Consider the following 18,482-nt stretch of genomic DNA (forward strand, 5'->3'; position numbering starts at 1 on the left):
TCCTGCATGCCCGCTAGCATTCTGGCGGCTCCCTCTCCACCCCAAACTAACCTTCTCCACCGCTTCATTGCGATGAAATCCTGCGAATGAGTGAGTATTCGTGAGAATACCCCTTAAATACGAGGGACGGACCGTAAAGCCGTTATTTTCCCGAAAGGGGTATATTTAGCCGAGCTAACGGACCGAAACGCGCTTATCGCCTCTTCGGCAGGTATATTTGGGGTGAATATCCGCCCATAACGGCACTGGAGTCCGCTAACTTGCAGAACAATGACTTCCAGTAGAAATAAGAGCTGCTCGGTCCGTTACAAACGGGTAGACTCTTCCGGTCGATCAGGAAATGATTCTGTTCGTAGGGCCTGATACGCCTGCAGTGTGATCTTCACGCCTTAATCCGTTCGGCAGAGTATCGTTTGAACTCCAACATGTAGAGTCTGACGATCTGGCTAATTCTTGAAGCTGTGGATCGGGGCGGGAATACGTCCGCCCCGGCCTACGAATCCTGCACAGTTGAACGGGTTCACGGCCATTACCGGGGCATAGCCGAGCAGCCCGCCGAATTCAACCATTTCGCCTACTTCCTTGCCGATGACCGGGATGACGCGAATCGCAGTCGTCTTGTTGTTCACCATACCGATTGCGGCCTCGTCGGCGATGATGCCGGCGATGGTTTCTTTGCTGGTGCTGCCGGGAATGGCGATCATGTCAAGGCCGACCGAGCACACGCAGGTCATGGCTTCCAGCTTCTCCAGCGTCAGCGCACCGCGCTGCACAGCCTGGATCATGCCGTGGTCTTCACTGACCGGGATAAAAGCGCCGCTGAGTCCCCCGACATAGGAGGAGGCCATGACGCCGCCTTTTTTGACATTGTCATTAAGGATGGCGAGCGCGGCCGTAGTTCCCGGCGCCCCGGCTTCCTCCAGCCCCATCACCTGGAAAATCTCGGCGATGGAATCACCGATCAGCGGAGTTGGCGCAAGCGACAGATCAATAATGCCGAAAGGCACGTTCAGCCGTTTCGAGGCTTCCTGGGCAACGAGCTGGCCGACGCGGGTAACCTTGAAGGCGGTCCGCTTGATCGTTTCGCAGAGCGTTTCGAAGTCCTGTCCTTTAACTTCCTCCAGTGCACGCTTGATTACGCCTGGTCCGCTGACACCAACGTTGATTACGCATTCGCGCTCACCAACCCCGTGAAAAGCGCCGGCCATGAACGGGTTGTCCTCAACCGCATTGCAGAAAACCACCAGCTTGGCGCAGCCGATGGAATCGCGTTCCTTGGTGCGTTCAGCCGTCTGGAGGATAATGTCGCCCATCAGCTTTACGGCATCCATGTTGATTCCGCTGCGCGAGGAGCCGACGTTGACGGAGGAGCAGACTCTTTCGGTAACAGCCAGCGCTTCCGGGATGCTGTCAATCAGAATCCGGTCACCCTTGGTGCAGCCCTTCTGTACAAGCGCCGAGAAGCCGCCGATGAAGTTAACGCCGACCTCTTTGGCTGCCTGGTCCAGTATTTCTGCAACCGGCACATAGGTATCGGTATGAACCGCTCCGGCAGCAATGGAGATTGGAGTCACCGAAATCCGCTTGTTGACAATCGGCACGCCGAATTGCCGTTCCAGATCTTCACCGGTTTTGACCAGCTTCTCGGCGGAACGGGTGATTTTGTCGTACACATTCTGGTTAAACACCCGCATATCTGTATGGGCGCAGTCCATCAGGCTGATTCCCATCGTAATGGTACGGACATCCAGATTCATTTCCCGGATCATTTTATTCGTTTCCTGTACTTCTACAATTGAAATCATAGGTATGCTCCTTAAGTTTTGTTGACGATGGCTTCCTCGCAGTAGTGTTCAGGCTGCTTAAATCCGGTGCATAATATTGAAAATATCCTCATGCTGGAGCTTGATTTCCACGCCGATCTCTTCCCCCACCCGCTGCAGGTCCTCGACAATTTCCTCAAAGGACTTGCTTGGCGCGGAAATATCCACAATCATCATCATGTTGAAATAGTCCTGCACAATCGTCTGCGAAATATCCAGAATGTTGAGATTGTGGCCTGCGAGGTATGTGCAGACCTTTGCGATAATACCTACCTTGTCTTTTCCCAGTACCGTAATAATCCCCTTCAATGAAAAAGCCTCCTATCTTGTGCTCTGTTCATCCGCCGCTTTAACGGAATGAACCGTTTCAATTATTATGGCAAAGGAAGGGGCTGTCTTCAACCAAAGTTTTTATGAATTATTGGATTTAGCAGTTCCCGGAAAGAAAGAGCAGAGATGAATGTGGGGGGCTGATGTGATAAGCTGGACTCTGAGAACGCCGTAATTCTAACTTTTGCCGAGTGTGGAGAGGGGAACCATTATGTTATTTTATTTGATTTCAGCACTGGTGATTATCGCAGACCAGGCTGCCAAGTGGATCGTTCGCTCCAACATGGGGCTGGGGGAAACCGTTCCCTTCTGGAGCGGGCATCTTCAGTTTACTTATTATGAGAACAGCGGGGCAGCGTTCAGCTCCTTTCAGGGCTACGGGAAGTATTTCGCCATTGTGGCTGTGCTCTTCGTTGTTGCAATTTTCTATTACAGACGCAAGGGGGAGCTTCGCGGACCTGTTCTGGAAGCGGCCAGCGGTTTTCTGGTCGGCGGTGCGATTGGCAACGCCATTGACCGCGTAATCTACCATCAGGTCACTGATTTTCTGGTCTTCGGAAGCCGTGGCGGCATTCTGAATCTTGCCGATCTGGCGATCAATGCCGGCGGTCTGCTGATTGTGGTGCATCTGTTGATGGGACAACTAAAGCGCGTAGCATTTAAAAGATAAAGATAAGGCTCACATTCATCTCTCCATTTGCTGGATCCAGTGTAAGATAACATCAATGGAGAGACCGATGTTGCCCACATGGCAATGGTTCTGGGCCTGCTCCTGGCGCGTGAATAAACGGGTGGTCAGTGACCGTACATGCGTAAGGGAGCTGCTCTGTTCGGAGAATTGAACAAGCGGGATATAGTGATCCTCCTGCCCCGCTAAAAGAAGAACATCCTGCGTGAGGAGCGGGGAGATTTGGGCCGTGTTGTAGAGTTTGGCCTGTTTCAGAAATCCGTATGGAGTATGACTTCCGGTCACATGCATACCTTGCCGTATTCCCCAATTCAGCATTAAATTTTGCTCCATCACCCGGAGGAAGAGTGAATTAATCTCATCTTCATTTTCACCAAGCATAAGATCATGGATTTTCTCCGCAAGATGAGGCCCCGTCTGTTTTAACAGAGCTTTATAAAAATCCGCACAAATATCATCGGCTATGGCCCGTTTGACCCTCTTCTCAAAAGCTGCAGCACGGAGCACCAGATATCCGCCCAGGGATAGTCCGATCAGCGTAACCTCATCCAGCTCAAAAAAGTCCAGCACCGCTTTTACCGGCTTCTCCCATTCATGAGTCAATGGCAGCTTCCAATCCTCTAGGGCGGCTCCTTGACCGGGACCATCAAAACACACCACATCGTATCCCGCATCCTTTAACACGAGTGCCATCAGGAACAATTCCTCAATATAGCTGTCAAATCCGCCAAACATGACGATGCTGCCTTTTGCCGGAGCTTGGGGCGAAAAACGGTACGAAGAGAGGAAGCCGTGCTCATAGGGAATATCATAATGCTGGTTCGCTTGCACGTTATAGTGCGCTCTTGTCAAAGCAATAAATTGCTGGCGGGAGGCTTGCTTCAAGGGATGGTCTTCCGGCATGTAGAATTCAGCACCGCGCAGATAATAAGCTGCCTTGAGCTTTTTACCGGCTTCAGCCGCCTGCCCGTTTAGTTCCAGAAAAATCTCGATTAAATCCGCGTAGTTGTGGATACGGGAAGCCGCTGTGCGCATTTCCTCCAGCATCTCCGAATCGTTGATCCAGCTGTAAAAGCGGTTCATCTGAAAATTGATGCTGAAATCCTGATGGAGATCATAATAAAAGCCTACCGGAAAATCGGATATTGTTCTTTGTCCCTCTGTCATACTGATATCGCCTGCTTTCTTAATTGGATACAACGAACTATACTTTTCCATGGGGAGAACGGCAATCATTGATATTTGGCTTTTTGTTGGATATACATCAACCCCGGCTGGCAGTGTGGAGAATCTGGGAGATTATAGACGGAGGGACGAAGGATGTCTAAAGAAACCGATTTGCGTGTATTGAAGACGAGAAAGCTGATCCGGGGTGCTCTGATTAGCTTAATCGCTGAAAAAGGGTTTGAGGCTGTCACAGTAAACGATATTGCTGAGCAAGCTCAAATTAACCGCTCCACCTTTTATCTGCATTACAATGATAAGTATGAACTGCTGAACACAACCGTTGATGAAGTGACTGGCAAGCTAGTCTCACTGATTATTCCGGGGGCACATGTACAGGAGGGGCATTTGAACCTGGAGGGCCTGACCCGTGACATAGAAAAGATTCTGGCAACCATTGCAGAGGACGCACCCTTCTATACGGCGATGCTCGGCGGGCATGGAATTCATGACTTTCGCCAGAAGCTTGGGCGCTTGCTCATTCAAAAACTTGATCAAGGCTTCCAGGAGCAGCCCCTGATCTCGAAGGATTTATTTGTTGAGCTGTTATCATCACTTTATTTAGGGGCCATTTTCTGGTGGCTGAATAACGATATGAAATATTCTCCTGCCTTTATGGCAGGGCAGCTGGTGATGCTGCTGACCAGGGGGCCGGCGAATGTCTCCGGATTGGTTTTGGCTGAGTGTTAACAAGGGGATTCACATCAATCAACTATCATTTTATCTAATAGAAGTTATCATTAATTGTAATGAAGTCGGTTAAATCAGAGCTTTTTACTCTGATTTAAGCGGCTTTTGCGCATTTTATGGGATTATATACCTGATAGTGTAAAAATTGGGCGGATCCGGACTCGTTGCTCGTTTCTTATAATTGTGATAGCCTGATTCAAAGATGTTAAAAGGGAAGCAGATTTCATGCTGAGGAGAGGTCGATATTGTTGCAATTACAAGTTACGAACAGTCCTTTCAACGAGGAACAGATTGAGCTTCTGAACCGCCTTCTGCCGTCACTTACAGGCTCGCAGCGGATTTGGCTCGGCGGATATTTAGCCGCACTCTCATTGCAGGAGAGCACAGCCGGATCTGCAGCTTCAGTGACTGCCCTTCCGTTAATTGTCACAGGCACGGAAGGCTTGCCTGCAGCAGTGCAGCCGGCGGTATCCCGCGAAGTGACGGTGCTGTTCGGCTCCCAGACGGGCAACTGCCAGCGCCTCGCGTCCGGCCTATCCCGCAAGCTAGAGGAGCAAGGTCTCCAGGTTACGACAATGGCGATGAACAGCTTCAAGCCTAACGCGCTGAAGAAGGTGGAGAACCTGCTGCTTCTGGTCAGCACCCACGGCGAAGGCGAGCCGCCGGATAATGCCCGTTCCTTTCACGAATTTCTGTATAGCAAGAGAGCGCCGCAGCTTGGTCATCTGCGTTTCTCCGTGCTGGCGCTCGGCGATACCTCCTATGAATTTTTCTGCCAGACAGGCAAAGACTTCGATCAGAAGCTGGAAGAGCTCGGCGGTGAGCGGCTTAGTCCGCGTGTAGATTGCGATCTTGATTACGATGAGCAGGTGGCAGAGTGGACTGGGCAGGTGCTCAGCGCCCTAAACGGTGCGCAGCATGCCCCGGGCATTGCTGGGCAGGCTGTACCGGCTGCCGGGCAAGCTGAGCTGCCGCAATCGGCATATTCACGGAATAACCCGTTTCATGCCGAGGTGCTGGAGAATTTGAATCTGAACGGCCGCGGCTCAGACCGGGAGACGCGTCACCTGGAGCTATCGCTGGCAGGCTCCGATCTTACCTTTGAACCGGGGGACGCCCTCGGAGTCTATCCGGAGAATCATCCCCGGATGGTAGAGGAGATCATTGCCGCTATGGGCTGGAATCCCGATGAAGCCGTTCAACTGAACAAAAAAGGTGAAGAGGGTCCGCTGAAGGAAGCCCTGCTTCGCCATTATGAGATAACCGTCCTGACCAAGCCGCTGCTGGAGCAGGCGGCGAAGCTGTCTTCGTCCGCTGCCCTGCAAGAGCTGATGGGATCGGAGCGGCAACAGGACCTGAAGGAGTATATTCAAGGACGCGATCTGCTGGATTTGATCCAGGATTTCGCGCCGTGGAACGTGCCGGCCCGCAGCTTCGTAACGATTCTGCGCAAGCTGCCTGCAAGGCTGTATTCGATTGCCAGCAGCTATAAGGCTAATCCCGATGAGGTTCATTTCACCGTCCGCGCGGTTCGCTACCAGTCGCATGGCCGTGAACGCTACGGAGTCTGCTCGGTTCACTGTGCGGAAAGAGTGCAGCCTGGAGACACTCTGCCGATCTATATCCAGAACAATCCGAATTTCAAGCTTCCGGCAGATCCCGCTGTGCCTGTAATTATGATCGGTCCGGGCACCGGAGTTGCGCCGTTCCGCTCCTTCCTGGAGGAGCGCGAAGAGCAGGGAGCGGATGGCAAAACATGGCTGTTCTACGGCGACCGCCATTTCGTGACCGACTTCCTCTATCAGACGGACTGGCAGCGGATGCTGAAGGACGGTGTGTTGAATAAGCTGGATGTGGCTTTCTCGCGGGATACCGAAGAGAAGGTGTACGTGCAGCACCGGATTCTGGAGCACAGCCGCGAGCTATATACCTGGCTGCAGGAGGGCGCCCACATTTATGTGTGCGGTGATGAGAAGCATATGGCCCATGATGTCCATTCCGCGCTGATCACCGTCATTCAGGAGGAGGGCGGCCTGAGTCCTGAAGCGGCTGCCGCCTATCTCGACGGCCTGCAGCAGGAGCAGCGCTACCAGCGTGATGTTTATTAATAAAAGTTCTATATAAGATGAACTTGAAAAAACATAAAGAGGGTAGAAGTACGGAGGGGAAGTTTGGAATTGGAGGAGCGGTAGCGTCCGCCTTTGTCTTCGAATTTCATCCGCTAAGAGCGGTATAAATTAAGAAATTTGAAGACAACAGCGGCCGGAAGTCCAAACATTCCCCGCAGTATGACCAGCCCCAATATGAAATTCTTAAGTTCATCTTATGTAACATATCAGAACATGCGGGAGGAGACGATCAATAGTGGCAAAATATGAATCAGTGGTGAAGCCCATCGGCGGCCCGCCTAGTGATGTTGAACATATCAAGCAGGAGAGCAACTATTTGCGCGGGGCGTTAGTCGAAACACTGAGCAATCCGATCACCGGAGGCTTGCCTGAGGATGACAACCGGCTGCTCAAATTCCACGGCAGCTATATGCAGGATGACCGGGATTTGCGGAGTGAACGGGAACGCTCCAAGCTGGAGCCTGCCTATCAGTTCATGCTGCGTGTTGTGGCACCGGGGGGTGTCGCTACTCCGGCGCAGTGGCTGGTCATGGATGAGCTGGCCCATAAGTACGGTAACGGCACACTGCGGCTGACGACCAGACAGGCTTTTCAAATGCATGGGGTGCTCAAATGGAATCTGAAAAAGACGATCAAGACGATTAACGATACACTGATGACCACACTGGCCGCTTGCGGCGATGTCAACCGCAATGTGATGAGCGGGCCCAATCCGTACCAGTCCGAGGTTCATGGCGAGGTATATGAGTGGGCCCGCAAGATCAGCGATCATCTGGCACCGCGCACACCTGCCTACCATGAAATCTGGCTGGACGGCGAAAAGGTTGTGGACAGCAAAGAGGGAACCCAGGTTGAGCCGATCTATGGCCCGGTATATCTGCCGCGCAAATTCAAAATCGGCCTGGCCGTTCCTCCCTCTAACGATGTGGATGTTTTCTCCCAGGACCTGGGCTTTATCGCCATCCTGGAAGACGGTAAGCTGGCCGGGTTCAATGTTTCGGTCGGCGGCGGCATGGGCATGACCCATGGCGATACCAACACTTATCCCCAGCTTGGCCGGGTGATTGGCTTCTGCCGGCCGGAGCAGGTCATTGATGTGGCGGAGAAGACCGTTACGATTCAGCGCGACTACGGCAACCGCTCTGTCCGCAAAAATGCCCGCTTCAAATACACCATTGACCGTCATGGTCTGGAATGGTTCAGCGGAGAGCTGCATCACCGGCTGGGCTGGGAGCTTGAACCGGCGCGCGGCTATCATTTTGACCACAACGGAGACCGTTACGGCTGGGTTAAGGGTGTAGATGGCAAATGGAACCTGACGCTGTATATCCAAAGCGGACGGATTCAGGACCGTGAAGGCAATCAGCTCATGACAGGCCTGCGGGAAATTGCCAAAATTCATGGCGGAGACTTCCGGCTGACTCCCAACCAGAATCTGATCATTGGCGGCGTAAGCAGTGCGAAGAAGCGCAAGGTCAATGAGCTTGCCAAGCAATACGGCCTGACCGATGGCGCACATCATACGGCTCTGCGGAGAAGCGCCATGTCCTGTGTGGCACTTCCAACCTGCGGGCTGGCTATGGCTGAGGCGGAGCGGTATCTTCCGCTGCTGCTGGATAAGCTGGAGCTGGTCATTGACGAAGCGGGTCTCCGCGATGAAGAGATTGTTATCCGCATGACCGGCTGTCCGAACGGCTGCGCCAGACCGGCACTGGGCGAAATCTCCTTCATTGGCAAGGCTCCCGGCAGATATAATATGTATCTGGGCGCGGGCTTTAGCGGGGACAGATTAAATAAGCTGTACAAGGAAAATATTGATGAGAAGGAAATTCTGGAGACTCTCACGCCGATTATTCACCGCTATGCCAAAGAGCGGGAGGCGGGCGAGCATTTCGGGGACTTTGTGATCCGCAGCGGATACGTCAAAGCCGTTACCTCGGGAATCCATTTCCATGATTGATTAATCTAACGAATCTGTTCTTCCTGGCAGCAGGGCGGACAGATTCGTTATTTATTTTGGAGCAAGCAAGATTAAATTTGGATTTCCGGCGATTTTCTTACATAATATAAAGGAGAACCAAAAAACCATAACTAAGAGCCATTATAGTGAGTAATGCGTTCTGTACAGAAGAGGCGAAATGTATGATCATCATGAAAACGATGGAAGAGATCGAAAAAATGCGGGCAGCCGGCAAAATTCTTGCGGAATGCCACCGGCAAATCGCGCAAATGATTAAACCGGGAATCACTACCTGGGAGATTGACCAGTTTGCCGAGAAATTCATACTTTCCCAAGGGGCAACCCCGGAGCAAAAAGGGTATCACGGTTACCCATACGCAACCTGCGCATCTGTGAATGATGTGATTTGTCATGGATTTCCGAAGCATGAGGAGCTGAAAGACGGGGATATCGTGACCATTGATATGGTCGTGAACCTGAATGGCTGGCTGGCAGATTCGGCCTGGTCCTATAGCGTCGGCACGATCAGCGAGCAGGCGGACAAATTGCTGAAGACAACCAAAGAGTCGCTCTTCAAAGGCATTGAACAGGCGGTGGCCGGCAACCGGATCGGTGATGTCGCCCATGCGGTGCAGGTCTATGCCGAGTCTAACGGCTTCTCGGTTGTCCGTGATTTCATCGGGCATGGTATCGGCTCCGAAATGCACGAAGCGCCGGAGGTGCCGCACTATGGACCGGCCGGCAAAGGGCCGCGCATCAAGGAAGGCATGGTATTTACCATCGAGCCGATGCTGAACACCGGCAGCTACCGGACCAAGGTGGATGCAGACGGATGGACAGCCCGGACCATCGACGGCGGCTTGTCGGCACAATACGAGCATACTTTGGCAATTACCCCTAACGGTACAATTATCCTGACTGAGCTGTAAACAGTATGAACAAATAACCCGCGTGTTCTCCTTCCTTAGAAGGGGGATGCGCGGGTTTTTTTGTGACAAATATCGAGTTTTTGTGCTATGTGTGTCAGAATTCACGGCTGGCTGCAGATAAAATGCATATAATGGTAAGGTTTAATGCTGAAGCAGAATAGAGGATTAAGAATGGTTACAGTTAAAAATTGCAAGAATTTGCTCAAGACTCCCAGTCCAGTACAGTGCATGGAGCATTATGGCTGCATTTATGAGAACAACCATCTGATCACTTTAATGGTAGACCCGGTGGACGGCCGCATCACCGATGCGAACCGGGCAGCTTGTGAATTCTACGGATACAGCCCGCGTATCTTCAGAAAACTTCATATAACCGATCTGCAGGCGGACAGCGAGGCCGGAACGGAAGGGTTCCTGAAGAGTGCAATGCCCGGTGGAGAAGGCGGAAAAAACCGCGTGTTTATGGACAGGCATCTTTTGGCCGGGGGGCAATTGATTGATGTGGAAATCCACACCGGTATGATGACTATGCTTGGAAGATCATGTATCTACACGGTTATCCATGATATCAGCGAGCGGGTCCGTTCGGAGCAAAGACTTCGGGAGAGCGAAGAGAGGTATAGGGATCTGGTTGAGCTGTGCCCTGAAGCCATTCTGGTGTACAGCGGCGGCACCATTCTGTTCGCCAACAAGCAAACGGAAAAAATGTTCGGCAAGAAGAAGTGGGAGCTGATCGGGCGCGGAATCGAGGCTTTTTTTAAAGAGGAATACATCAGCAGCGCTAAGGATAACAACCTGAAGACCTGGGGCACAACCTCCAAAGAAAGCTTTCGCATTGAACAGCGGTTCATCCGGCATGACAAACGTGTGTTTGATGTAGAAATCTCAGGTGTGCCGATTGTGTATGAGGAAGAAAAGGCGCTGCAATTGGTGCTGAGAGATATCACGGAGAGCAAGAAGGAAGTGGAACGCGCGGTCAAGCTGCAGAATCACCGGCATTCCATTACGTTTCCGCTGGAGGACAAGGCAGAGCTGGACAAGCTGTATATCCCGGCCAGAACGCTCAGCGGCGATTTCTTTATTTTTCACAAAATAGATGAAGAGCGGGTAATCGGAATGATCGCTGATGTCACGGGCAAAGGCATTTCGGCTGCGCTGAGCATCTCCGCACTGCGGGTGCTGTTTCTGGACTGCCTCGCTGCAACCTATGAACCTCTGCAGGTCTTGAAGGATCTGAATCAAAAGGCGCTGCAGCATCTGGGTGAGGATTATATTGCCGCCTGCTGCTTTCAGCTCGACTTCACGGCCGGGGTACTTAAAGCGGCAGGCGCCGGGATTAATGAGTTTTTGTATATCCCGAAGGATCAGGAGGCCGAGAGCATTACGGTCAAAGGCGCGCCGCTCGGAATGTTCGGCAACAGTGAATTTGAGGAGAAGACAGTAGCCTTTTATTCGGGCGACCGTTTTTGCTTCTATAGCGACGGGATGGAGCTTCTGTACGATAACGAAGAGCTGGGCCGTGACTATGATTATCTGTCTGCGAAGCTTGCCGGCGCTAGTCTGCAGGATGACTGCACCTGGCTCAGCCTGAATATCAAATGAAGAAGGAGAGGTTTATGGAAGCTGTTCAGAAGGAAATCAGGTTTCACGGTTTGGAGAATCACCAGAAGATTATTGACAGGATCATTCAGGAGCTTCATCTGGAGGACTATGCCTTTGACATCCGGCTGATTCTGATTGAAGCCATCACGAATGCCTACTATCACGGCAATCACAGCGATTGCACCAAACCGATCACGATTAGATATTTGCTCAGCGGCGAGCAGCTTAACCTCCAGGTGGAGGACTCCGGGGAGGGAGGGGCGGCGCTGGTCTTTCCGGATACCATCAGCAATGACGAATTGCTTGATGAAGGCGGAAGAGGATTATACCTGATCCGCTGCTACTCGGATAGTGTGGAGATGATTCACAATACGATGTACATCAGCAAATGCGTATGTCCCTCGTAGAAATAAAAAGGGGAGAATCCTGTGAAATTAAGTTTAAAAGTAAAGATTAGCATCCTGCTGTTCCTTATTATAAGTGTGCCGCTATCTATTTCCGGCGTCATCTCCTATAATCTGGCTTCGGATGCGCTGCAAAAAACGATTGAAGAGGAGTTGCGTGACACCACAAACTCGGCTGCCAAGTCAGTCGATGCCCAGCTTGAAGCTGTAGGCAATTATCTGGGCATTGCCAGCAAGAACAACACCCTGGCTAGCTTTGCCGCCAGCCCTGAAGGGGCGGCAGACAAGAGTCTGGCCTATGATTATATCTCCGGCCTGAAGAAGGACTATGATAAGCTGCTGGACTCGCTGCTTATCGCGGACAAAAACGGACAAGTGCTGCTGACCAGCAGCTCCGAGAACCCGGAGCTGAGTGTGAAGGACCGGGAATATTTTCAGCAGGCGCTTCAAGGAAAAGACGCTGTCAGTGAGGTCATTCTCTCCAAGGAGACCAATCAGCATATCGTAGCGGTTGCCCGCCCTCTTCAGCAGGGTGGGCAAGTTACAGGCGTGCTTATCGGAACGGTCGTTTTTGATACCATCTCCGCTCCTGTAGCCGAAGTTAAGATTGGAGACAGCGGATACGGTTATATGATTGACCGTACAGGTCTTATTGTCTATCACCCCGACAAAGGAAAGATTCTTAAGGAAACACTGGACGGCAACAGCAATAAGGAATTGAACGATCTTGTGCAGATTATGAAGAGCGGAAAAGCTTCGGATGGCTTCTATACCTATGAAGGCGTCCATAAGTACGTTTCCTTTCAGCCTGCGGGGAATTGGATCGTGGCCACGACGGCCAATGTTAAGGAATATATGACTCCTGCGACAGAAATCCGCAGTACTACGCTTTTGGTCACTATTGCATTTATACTCGTTGCTCTGCTCGTGGCTTATTTCTTCACCACACGCAATATTGTGAATCCGATTATCAAGCTGGAGAAGGCTATGTCCCTTGCCGGCGATGGGGATTTGACCGTACATACCTCTATCCGTTCGGGCGACGAGCTTCAGACATTAAGTGAATCCTTCAATGCGATGATTGACAAGCAGGAGGCGATTATTGAGAAGGTACGGGCTGGCTCTGTTACCCTGACTTCGATGTCCGAAGAAATGGCAGCCTCTTCGGAAGAGATCAGCGCGTCCATTCAAGAGATCAGCTCAAGCACCCAGGAAATCGCCTCAGGCGCGGAGAACAGCAATCAGTCTGTTATTAACGCTTCACAGGTGCTGGTGCAGCTCTCCAGTCTGGTACAGATGGCGCAGAGTAAGGCGTCGGCAACCTCAGGCAATGCGGATCTTACCAATCAGGCTGCGAAGCGGGGAAGAGCGCAGGTTATTGATACGGTAGAAGCAATGAATATTATCAGCAGCAGCACCAAGGCAACCGAAGAGCAGCTTCAGACCGTTAGTGAGCTTTCAGGAAAGGTAGCTACAATTATCGGTACCATCAATGCGGTTGCCGAGCAGACGAACCTGCTGGCGCTTAATGCGGCGATTGAGGCTGCAAGAGCAGGTGAAGAAGGCAGAGGATTCAGCGTTGTGGCCGGTGAGGTGCGGAAGCTGTCGGATGAGACTCACAGACAGGCTGATGAGATTTCCGTCCTGGTCCATGATATGGTCTCACGGATTTCACAGGCTGTGGATTCAATGAGAGGTGCATCGGTGGCTGTTGAAGGCGGAGTCCGTGTAGTAAACGATACGGATACTGCTTTTATTCATATCATCAATTCCGTCGAACTCATTACCGAAAGCGTCCGGGAGATTCTGGATATCACCAAGGATGAGGTCGCAACCTCCGATCAAATTATCAAGCTTATTGATAATATGGGCACTATTTCAGAAATAGCGGCAGCGAATAGCGAGAATGTATCCAGTGCGACCGAGGAACAGGCGGCTACCGTCAACAATTTTGCGGCTTCGGCCCAGGAGGTAAGCGCTATGGCGAACGAACTGGAGACCCTCGTGGAGAAATTTAAAATCAGGGGTGAATAGCTTGAGCGAGATTACGATTGAAATGCCCGAGATGTTTTCGGTGGAGGAAGCAAGTGAGTTTAGAGAGAACATTAGAGAGCATATTCAGAATGGGGTTTCCAGCTTTTTGCTTGATTTTGGCGGCTGCAAATTTATTGACAGCACCGGTCTTGGCGTGATTGTCAGCTCCTACAAGAAATGTGTGGAGAACGGCGGAACGATCAGGCTGAAGGCGCTGAATGCCAATGTGAAGAAAATCTTCGAGTTAACCAGACTAACGAATGTGTTTGAGATTCTCTGAGTGTGATGTTAATAGAAACGGCTGGGCCGTCCCTAAAAGGACAGTCCAGCCGTTTTTTTACAAGCCCGTACAGATATGTGATCTGGGATATTGTTAGTCGGTGATGTTACGGGTGTAGTATTCAATAATATCCTTCCGGCGGATAATGCCGAGGAAGATGCCGTTATCATCCACAACCGGAACGAAATTCTGGTCCGCAGCCAGCGTCAGCATATCCTCCATCTGGGCGTGAATCTCGACACTTTCGTTATGCACATGCCGCTGAATTTCGTTTACAGTGACTTCACGCAAATTTTCAAAATTTAAGCCCGCCGTATTCTTCAGCTTCCACAGCAGATCGCCCTCTGATAAGGTCCCCACATATTTACCTTCTTCATCAATGATCGGGATGGCTGAATAATAATGATGCTCGAGCTGCTCCAGGGCTTCCAGCATGCTTATGGAGGAGGTGATGAAAGATACCTGATCTTTGGGCAGCAAAAATGAGGATATTTCCATAGGTTAGGCTCCTTTTCAGCAGAATTTTGCAGATCGCGTACCTTTATTAAACCATAGTTTACTATGTAAGCGTATTTAAAATTTGAACTTTATCCAATTGCGGAATCATAAAAGATACCGACGTACCTTGATCCACCTTGCTCTGAATACTCAATCCCCGGCCGTAGAGCTGGGTTAGACGCCTGTTTGTATTGAGCAGTCCGATACCGCCGCTGAATTTGCGGGTATGATCCAGCAGATGGCTGATCCGTTCTTCCGGTATGCCTTTTCCGTTGTCTCTGACCTCAAAGACGATAAAGTCTTCCTTTCTGGAAATACGGATGATAAGCAAACCTCCGCGTGCTCGGCTGAGCAGTCCGTGCTTGACCGCATTTTCTACAATCGGCTGCAAGGTGAGCGGCGGGAGCAGCGGATCTAACCCTTCCTCGACGTCCCATTCAATGGACAGCCGCTCCTCAAACCGGGCTTTTTCGATATATAGATAGGCGCGAACCAGTTCCAGCTCATGCGAGAGAGCGACCAGTTGATGGGAGTTCATATAATCGAAGCTGATGCGCAGATAGGAGGAGAAGGCCTCGCTGAGATCGCGCATTTTTTCGGTGTCAAATTCGCTTAAGGCCATAATTGAATTCAGAGTATTGAACAGGAAATGCGGCTGGATTTGTGCCTGCAAATAGGCGGCCTCCATGCGCAGCTTCTCGTCGATGGATTGCTTCAGCCCGGTTAAAGACCGGACCCGGTATTTAAGCTCCAAGGCGTCAACGGGTTTGACCAGGTAATCGCTGGCCCCGGACAGAAATCCGCTATAGATATCTTCAGGCTGGTTGCGTGCGGTCAGCAGCAGTATAGGCAGCTCAGAGCTTGTAAAGCGTTCACGAACGATCCGGGTCAGCTCATAACCGGACATATGCGGCATCATCACATCGGCAATGAGGAGATCCCATTGCTCCGTGCCCAGCAGCTTCAAGGCTTCGCCAGCGCTTAGAACGGTCCGGATATGATAATGCTCCCCGGAGAGAATACTGGATAGAACCCTGAGGTTGACCGGATCATCATCCACTGCCAGGATTTTGACCTCACCTGAGGAAATTTGCGATTCGTCAGGATGTAAGGCGCTCCATAGTGTGGACAGGGCGGCAGAATGACTCTGCTGGGCAATCAATGCTCCCGAAGTCTCTGTATTCTCCACCATTTCACCACCGGAGTTATTTAGCGTTCGTATATTGTCAAAAGCATCAGCCAAGGGGAGGGTGAAGGTGAATACGGAGCCTTGGCCGGGTTCGGAGGTGACAGTAAGGGTTCCTCCGTGAAGCTCTACCAATTGCTTGCAAATACTCAGACCGAGCCCGATTCCACCCCCGTCGTTGATCCCCTGCTGTCCTTGTTCATAGGGCTCAAATATGCGGGCCTGCGTTGCTTGATCCATACCGTCACCTGTATCTGCAACATGTACAGACATTTGTTGCCCCTGAATCCCGGCAGACACGGTAATGCTTCCTTCGATGGTATACTTGACTGCATTGTGCAGCAGGTTGAACAGAATCTGCACCAGCCGCTTCTCATCGGCGAATACGGGCGGCAATGAGTCGGCAATGTCATTTTTCAGCGTCAGTGCCCGGCCTTCTGTCATAAATTCGAACATGTCGATGACGCCTGAAACCAGCGATTGAACAGATAGAGGCTCCTGCTGCAGCATAATCCTTTTGTCCTGAAGACGGGTTACGTCGAGAAGATCGTTCAGCAGGTGCGACATCCGGCGGCTGATCGTAATGAGCAGCTCCATGTCCTGAACGCTCTTGTGGCCCATCACCGCCTGCTCTTCAGCCGCAATGGTCTGGGCGATATTGATGATGCCATGCAAAGGGGTTCTCAGCTCATGTGAAGTATTGGCAAGAAATTGGTCCTTCAGCCGGTCGTTTTCCTGCAGTTGCCAGTTAAGCTTGGCATTCTCCTCCGAATTACGGAAGTAACGCTTGAACCAATAAGCGGAGAAGCAGACAATGGTCGCAATGACATCGACAGGGTAATAGTAGCTGCTGGTTTTCCCCAAGCTTTCAATAGTTCCCCAAGTCACACTGGAAGCAATGCTGGTTGCGGCAAAAAGTAAAAAAACCGCATCCTCTTGCTCCTGAATAACCATTTGGATAATCTTGCAGACTACACCTGCTATCGGGAGCAGATAAATAACTGCAAACAACGGGAGCGTGTGAAAAATATATTCCGCAGGCATGCTCAGCAAAAAGAGGGAATACAGGAACAAGCCCGCAGCATAGGCTTTGAACCATTTCCCGGTTTTCTGGCTCCCTGAGAAGTTGTTGCTGAGCAGCAGCATGAAAAAGGACAGCCACATGTAAGACAACAGTTTGATTTTCAGTGCCCAAGTGTAATTGATCGGCAGCCACAGTAACAGGAGGGTATCATTATCACTCACTATAGAAATGCCGACGGCCAGCAGCAGCAGGAAAAATAGTAAAAAGGCTTTTTGTCTTGGATTAAAAAAATACAATATCCCGGCATACAAGGCATGCAGCATCAGGATAATGAATGTGACCAGCTGAAAGCCAATCGAATACCAGCGCTGGTTATCTATTGCCGCTTGTGTGCCAAAGCGGATGGAGTTGACGATGCCGCCATCCAGAGGCTGGTCAAAATTAGCGGTGCGGACCAGCAGCTCAATCTCCTGGCGGTTCCCGGCAATATAAGACGCTGTGTAAGAGGTTGCCTCCGGTGTATATTCCGCCTTGCTGCTGGACAGCCGGCCGATCGGCGATCCCTTCTCTCCGTTAATTTCAATCTGTGAGGCTGCCTGAATGCGCTGAATCCAGAAACCGTAGGGCTCGTTCAGCGGTTGGCCAATCAGAATCCGCAGCCGGTAAGTTCCGAAGCCGAAGGAGGGGTGCTTCCCTTTGGTCAGAGCATCACTCCAGTCGCCTGGAACCTTGGCATACCCCGGATTTTCCTTATTTGGGGGCAAAAAGTCCCCATGTGTCAAAAATTTGCCGGGATATATTTCCCACTCGCCATCCAGCGTAATGGAGCGGGAGTCTTTGATATTCAAGCCGCGCAAATCAAGCACACCTTGAACGGCCTTCGGGTGCTCGGGAGTGGCATAGGCGATGAACCATAACCAGCGGATGGCAAGGAGAATGGCCATGTACAGTAAAATTAGGAATATATTTTTTAAGTAAAATTGAATGGGCTTTTTCATCATAAAACTTTTATTCGACAAAAATTTCGCATTTTCCTTTAAAAAAAGGATATAGAATCCTTCGGAAGACGAAGGTTCTATATCCTTAATGTTTAGCAGTATCAATTTTAAGCGTGATTGGCGGCCTCACCATTGTCGTGGTTGAACTGCCAGATGATGCCGAATTTGTCCTTCAGGCTGCCATAACATTTGCTCCAGAAGGTCTCCTGCAGCTCCATCATTACGGTTCCGCCTTCCTTGAGCTTATTGAACCAGGCTTTAATTGTCTCTACATCGGTATTTGATAGCGTAAGATTTACGTTGTTCCCTTCCACAAAAGGCATGCCCGGAAAAACATCCGAGAACATCAAAGGGCTGCCGTCAACAAGCAGCATGGCGTGCATCACAAGATCTTTGGCCTCGTCCGGCAAAGGGTAGGAAGGATCGGCAGGTGACTGTCCAAAAGTCATGATGTTCGGAGTTTCTGTCCCAAAGACTTCGGCATAAAATTCCACAGCTTCACGGCAGTTTCCATTGAAATTCAAGTAAACATTAATCGCCACATGCTTCACTCCTCAAGTGTTTTGTACAGACAAGCGTATTGCATCCACATTGTAGCATGTGCCTGTCCATTTATAAATATACTGCGCTGCGAGGCATTTCCAATACTCTTTTAACCCCGCTGACCGGATAGTGAAACTTTG

15 protein-coding genes are annotated in these 18,482 nt (G+C 50.9%); 9 read left to right on the forward strand and 6 right to left on the reverse strand.

Going from position 1 to position 18,482, the window contains the following annotated elements; all coding sequences use genetic code 11:
- Window positions 1–446 precede the first annotated feature (446 nt).
- Together AC0LWN_RS29720 and AC0LWN_RS29725 are read right to left on the reverse strand one after the other, a co-directional pair.
- Window positions 447–1,802 carry a PFL family protein gene (locus tag AC0LWN_RS29720; RefSeq protein WP_474671826.1) on the reverse strand — a complete coding sequence of 452 codons (1,356 nt, stop codon included), beginning with the start codon at window positions 1,800–1,802 and terminating at the stop codon, window positions 447–449.
- Between the two features lie 60 nt (window positions 1,803–1,862).
- Entirely contained in the window at window positions 1,863–2,132 is a 270-nt protein-coding gene (locus AC0LWN_RS29725) for an ACT domain-containing protein (protein WP_474671755.1), read from the reverse strand.
- A gap of 232 nt (window positions 2,133–2,364) precedes the next feature.
- On the opposite strand from AC0LWN_RS29725, the gene lspA reads away from it, so the two are divergent.
- Window positions 2,365–2,823 carry a signal peptidase II gene (gene lspA / locus AC0LWN_RS29730; RefSeq protein ID WP_474671757.1) on the forward strand — a complete coding sequence of 153 codons (459 nt, stop codon included), beginning with the start codon at window positions 2,365–2,367 and terminating at the stop codon, window positions 2,821–2,823.
- A 15-nt stretch (window positions 2,824–2,838) separates the two neighbouring features.
- On the opposite strand, the gene AC0LWN_RS29735 is transcribed toward lspA, so the two are convergent.
- Window positions 2,839–4,008, reverse strand: coding sequence for an alpha/beta hydrolase (locus AC0LWN_RS29735; RefSeq protein ID WP_474671758.1), 1,170 nt, complete (start codon window positions 4,006–4,008; stop codon window positions 2,839–2,841).
- 153 nt (window positions 4,009–4,161) lie between these two features.
- On the opposite strand from AC0LWN_RS29735, the gene AC0LWN_RS29740 reads away from it, so the two are divergent.
- From AC0LWN_RS29740 to AC0LWN_RS29775, 8 genes are all read left to right on the forward strand, one after another.
- The gene (locus AC0LWN_RS29740) at window positions 4,162–4,755 is read left to right on the forward strand and encodes a TetR/AcrR family transcriptional regulator (protein WP_474671760.1); all 594 of its coding nucleotides are present in this window, start codon (window positions 4,162–4,164) and stop codon (window positions 4,753–4,755) included.
- Between the two features lie 248 nt (window positions 4,756–5,003).
- The gene (locus tag AC0LWN_RS29745) at window positions 5,004–6,863 is read left to right on the forward strand and encodes an assimilatory sulfite reductase (NADPH) flavoprotein subunit (protein WP_474671828.1); all 1,860 of its coding nucleotides are present in this window, start codon (window positions 5,004–5,006) and stop codon (window positions 6,861–6,863) included.
- Window positions 6,864–7,119: 256 nt separating this feature from the next.
- On the forward strand, window positions 7,120–8,844 hold the full coding sequence (gene cysI / locus AC0LWN_RS29750; RefSeq protein WP_474671762.1) for an assimilatory sulfite reductase (NADPH) hemoprotein subunit: 1,725 nt from the start codon (window positions 7,120–7,122) through the stop codon (window positions 8,842–8,844).
- Between the two features lie 182 nt (window positions 8,845–9,026).
- Entirely contained in the window at window positions 9,027–9,773 is a 747-nt protein-coding gene (gene map, locus AC0LWN_RS29755) for a type I methionyl aminopeptidase (RefSeq protein ID WP_474671764.1), read from the forward strand.
- 171 nt (window positions 9,774–9,944) lie between these two features.
- Window positions 9,945–11,375 (forward strand): SpoIIE family protein phosphatase, encoded by a 1,431-nt coding sequence (locus tag AC0LWN_RS29760; RefSeq protein WP_474671766.1) that lies wholly within the window; start codon window positions 9,945–9,947, stop codon window positions 11,373–11,375.
- 14 nt (window positions 11,376–11,389) lie between these two features.
- On the forward strand, window positions 11,390–11,782 hold the full coding sequence (locus AC0LWN_RS29765) for an ATP-binding protein (protein WP_474671768.1): 393 nt from the start codon (window positions 11,390–11,392) through the stop codon (window positions 11,780–11,782).
- Window positions 11,783–11,803: 21 nt separating this feature from the next.
- Window positions 11,804–13,813 (forward strand): methyl-accepting chemotaxis protein, encoded by a 2,010-nt coding sequence (locus AC0LWN_RS29770; protein ID WP_474671770.1) that lies wholly within the window; start codon window positions 11,804–11,806, stop codon window positions 13,811–13,813.
- Complete coding sequence (locus AC0LWN_RS29775) at window positions 13,806–14,093, forward strand: STAS domain-containing protein (RefSeq protein ID WP_474671772.1); 288 nt, start codon at window positions 13,806–13,808, stop codon at window positions 14,091–14,093. The genes AC0LWN_RS29770 and AC0LWN_RS29775 overlap by 8 nt, the downstream gene beginning before the upstream one ends.
- A 93-nt stretch (window positions 14,094–14,186) precedes the next feature.
- Here the strand turns inward: AC0LWN_RS29775 and AC0LWN_RS29780 are convergent, their stop codons facing one another.
- The 3 genes from AC0LWN_RS29780 to AC0LWN_RS29790 form a co-directional block, all read right to left on the reverse strand.
- On the reverse strand, window positions 14,187–14,591 hold the full coding sequence (locus tag AC0LWN_RS29780) for a CBS domain-containing protein (protein ID WP_474671774.1): 405 nt from the start codon (window positions 14,589–14,591) through the stop codon (window positions 14,187–14,189).
- A gap of 61 nt (window positions 14,592–14,652) precedes the next feature.
- Window positions 14,653–17,802 (reverse strand): hybrid sensor histidine kinase/response regulator, encoded by a 3,150-nt coding sequence (locus AC0LWN_RS29785; protein ID WP_474671830.1) that lies wholly within the window; start codon window positions 17,800–17,802, stop codon window positions 14,653–14,655.
- Window positions 17,803–17,906: 104 nt separating this feature from the next.
- A complete protein-coding gene (locus AC0LWN_RS29790) occupies window positions 17,907–18,341 on the reverse strand; it encodes a VOC family protein (protein ID WP_474671776.1) in 435 nt (144 codons plus the stop codon).
- Between the last annotated feature and the right edge of the window lie 141 nt (window positions 18,342–18,482).

This window comes from Paenibacillus sp. sgz302115 (assembly GCF_056120445.1).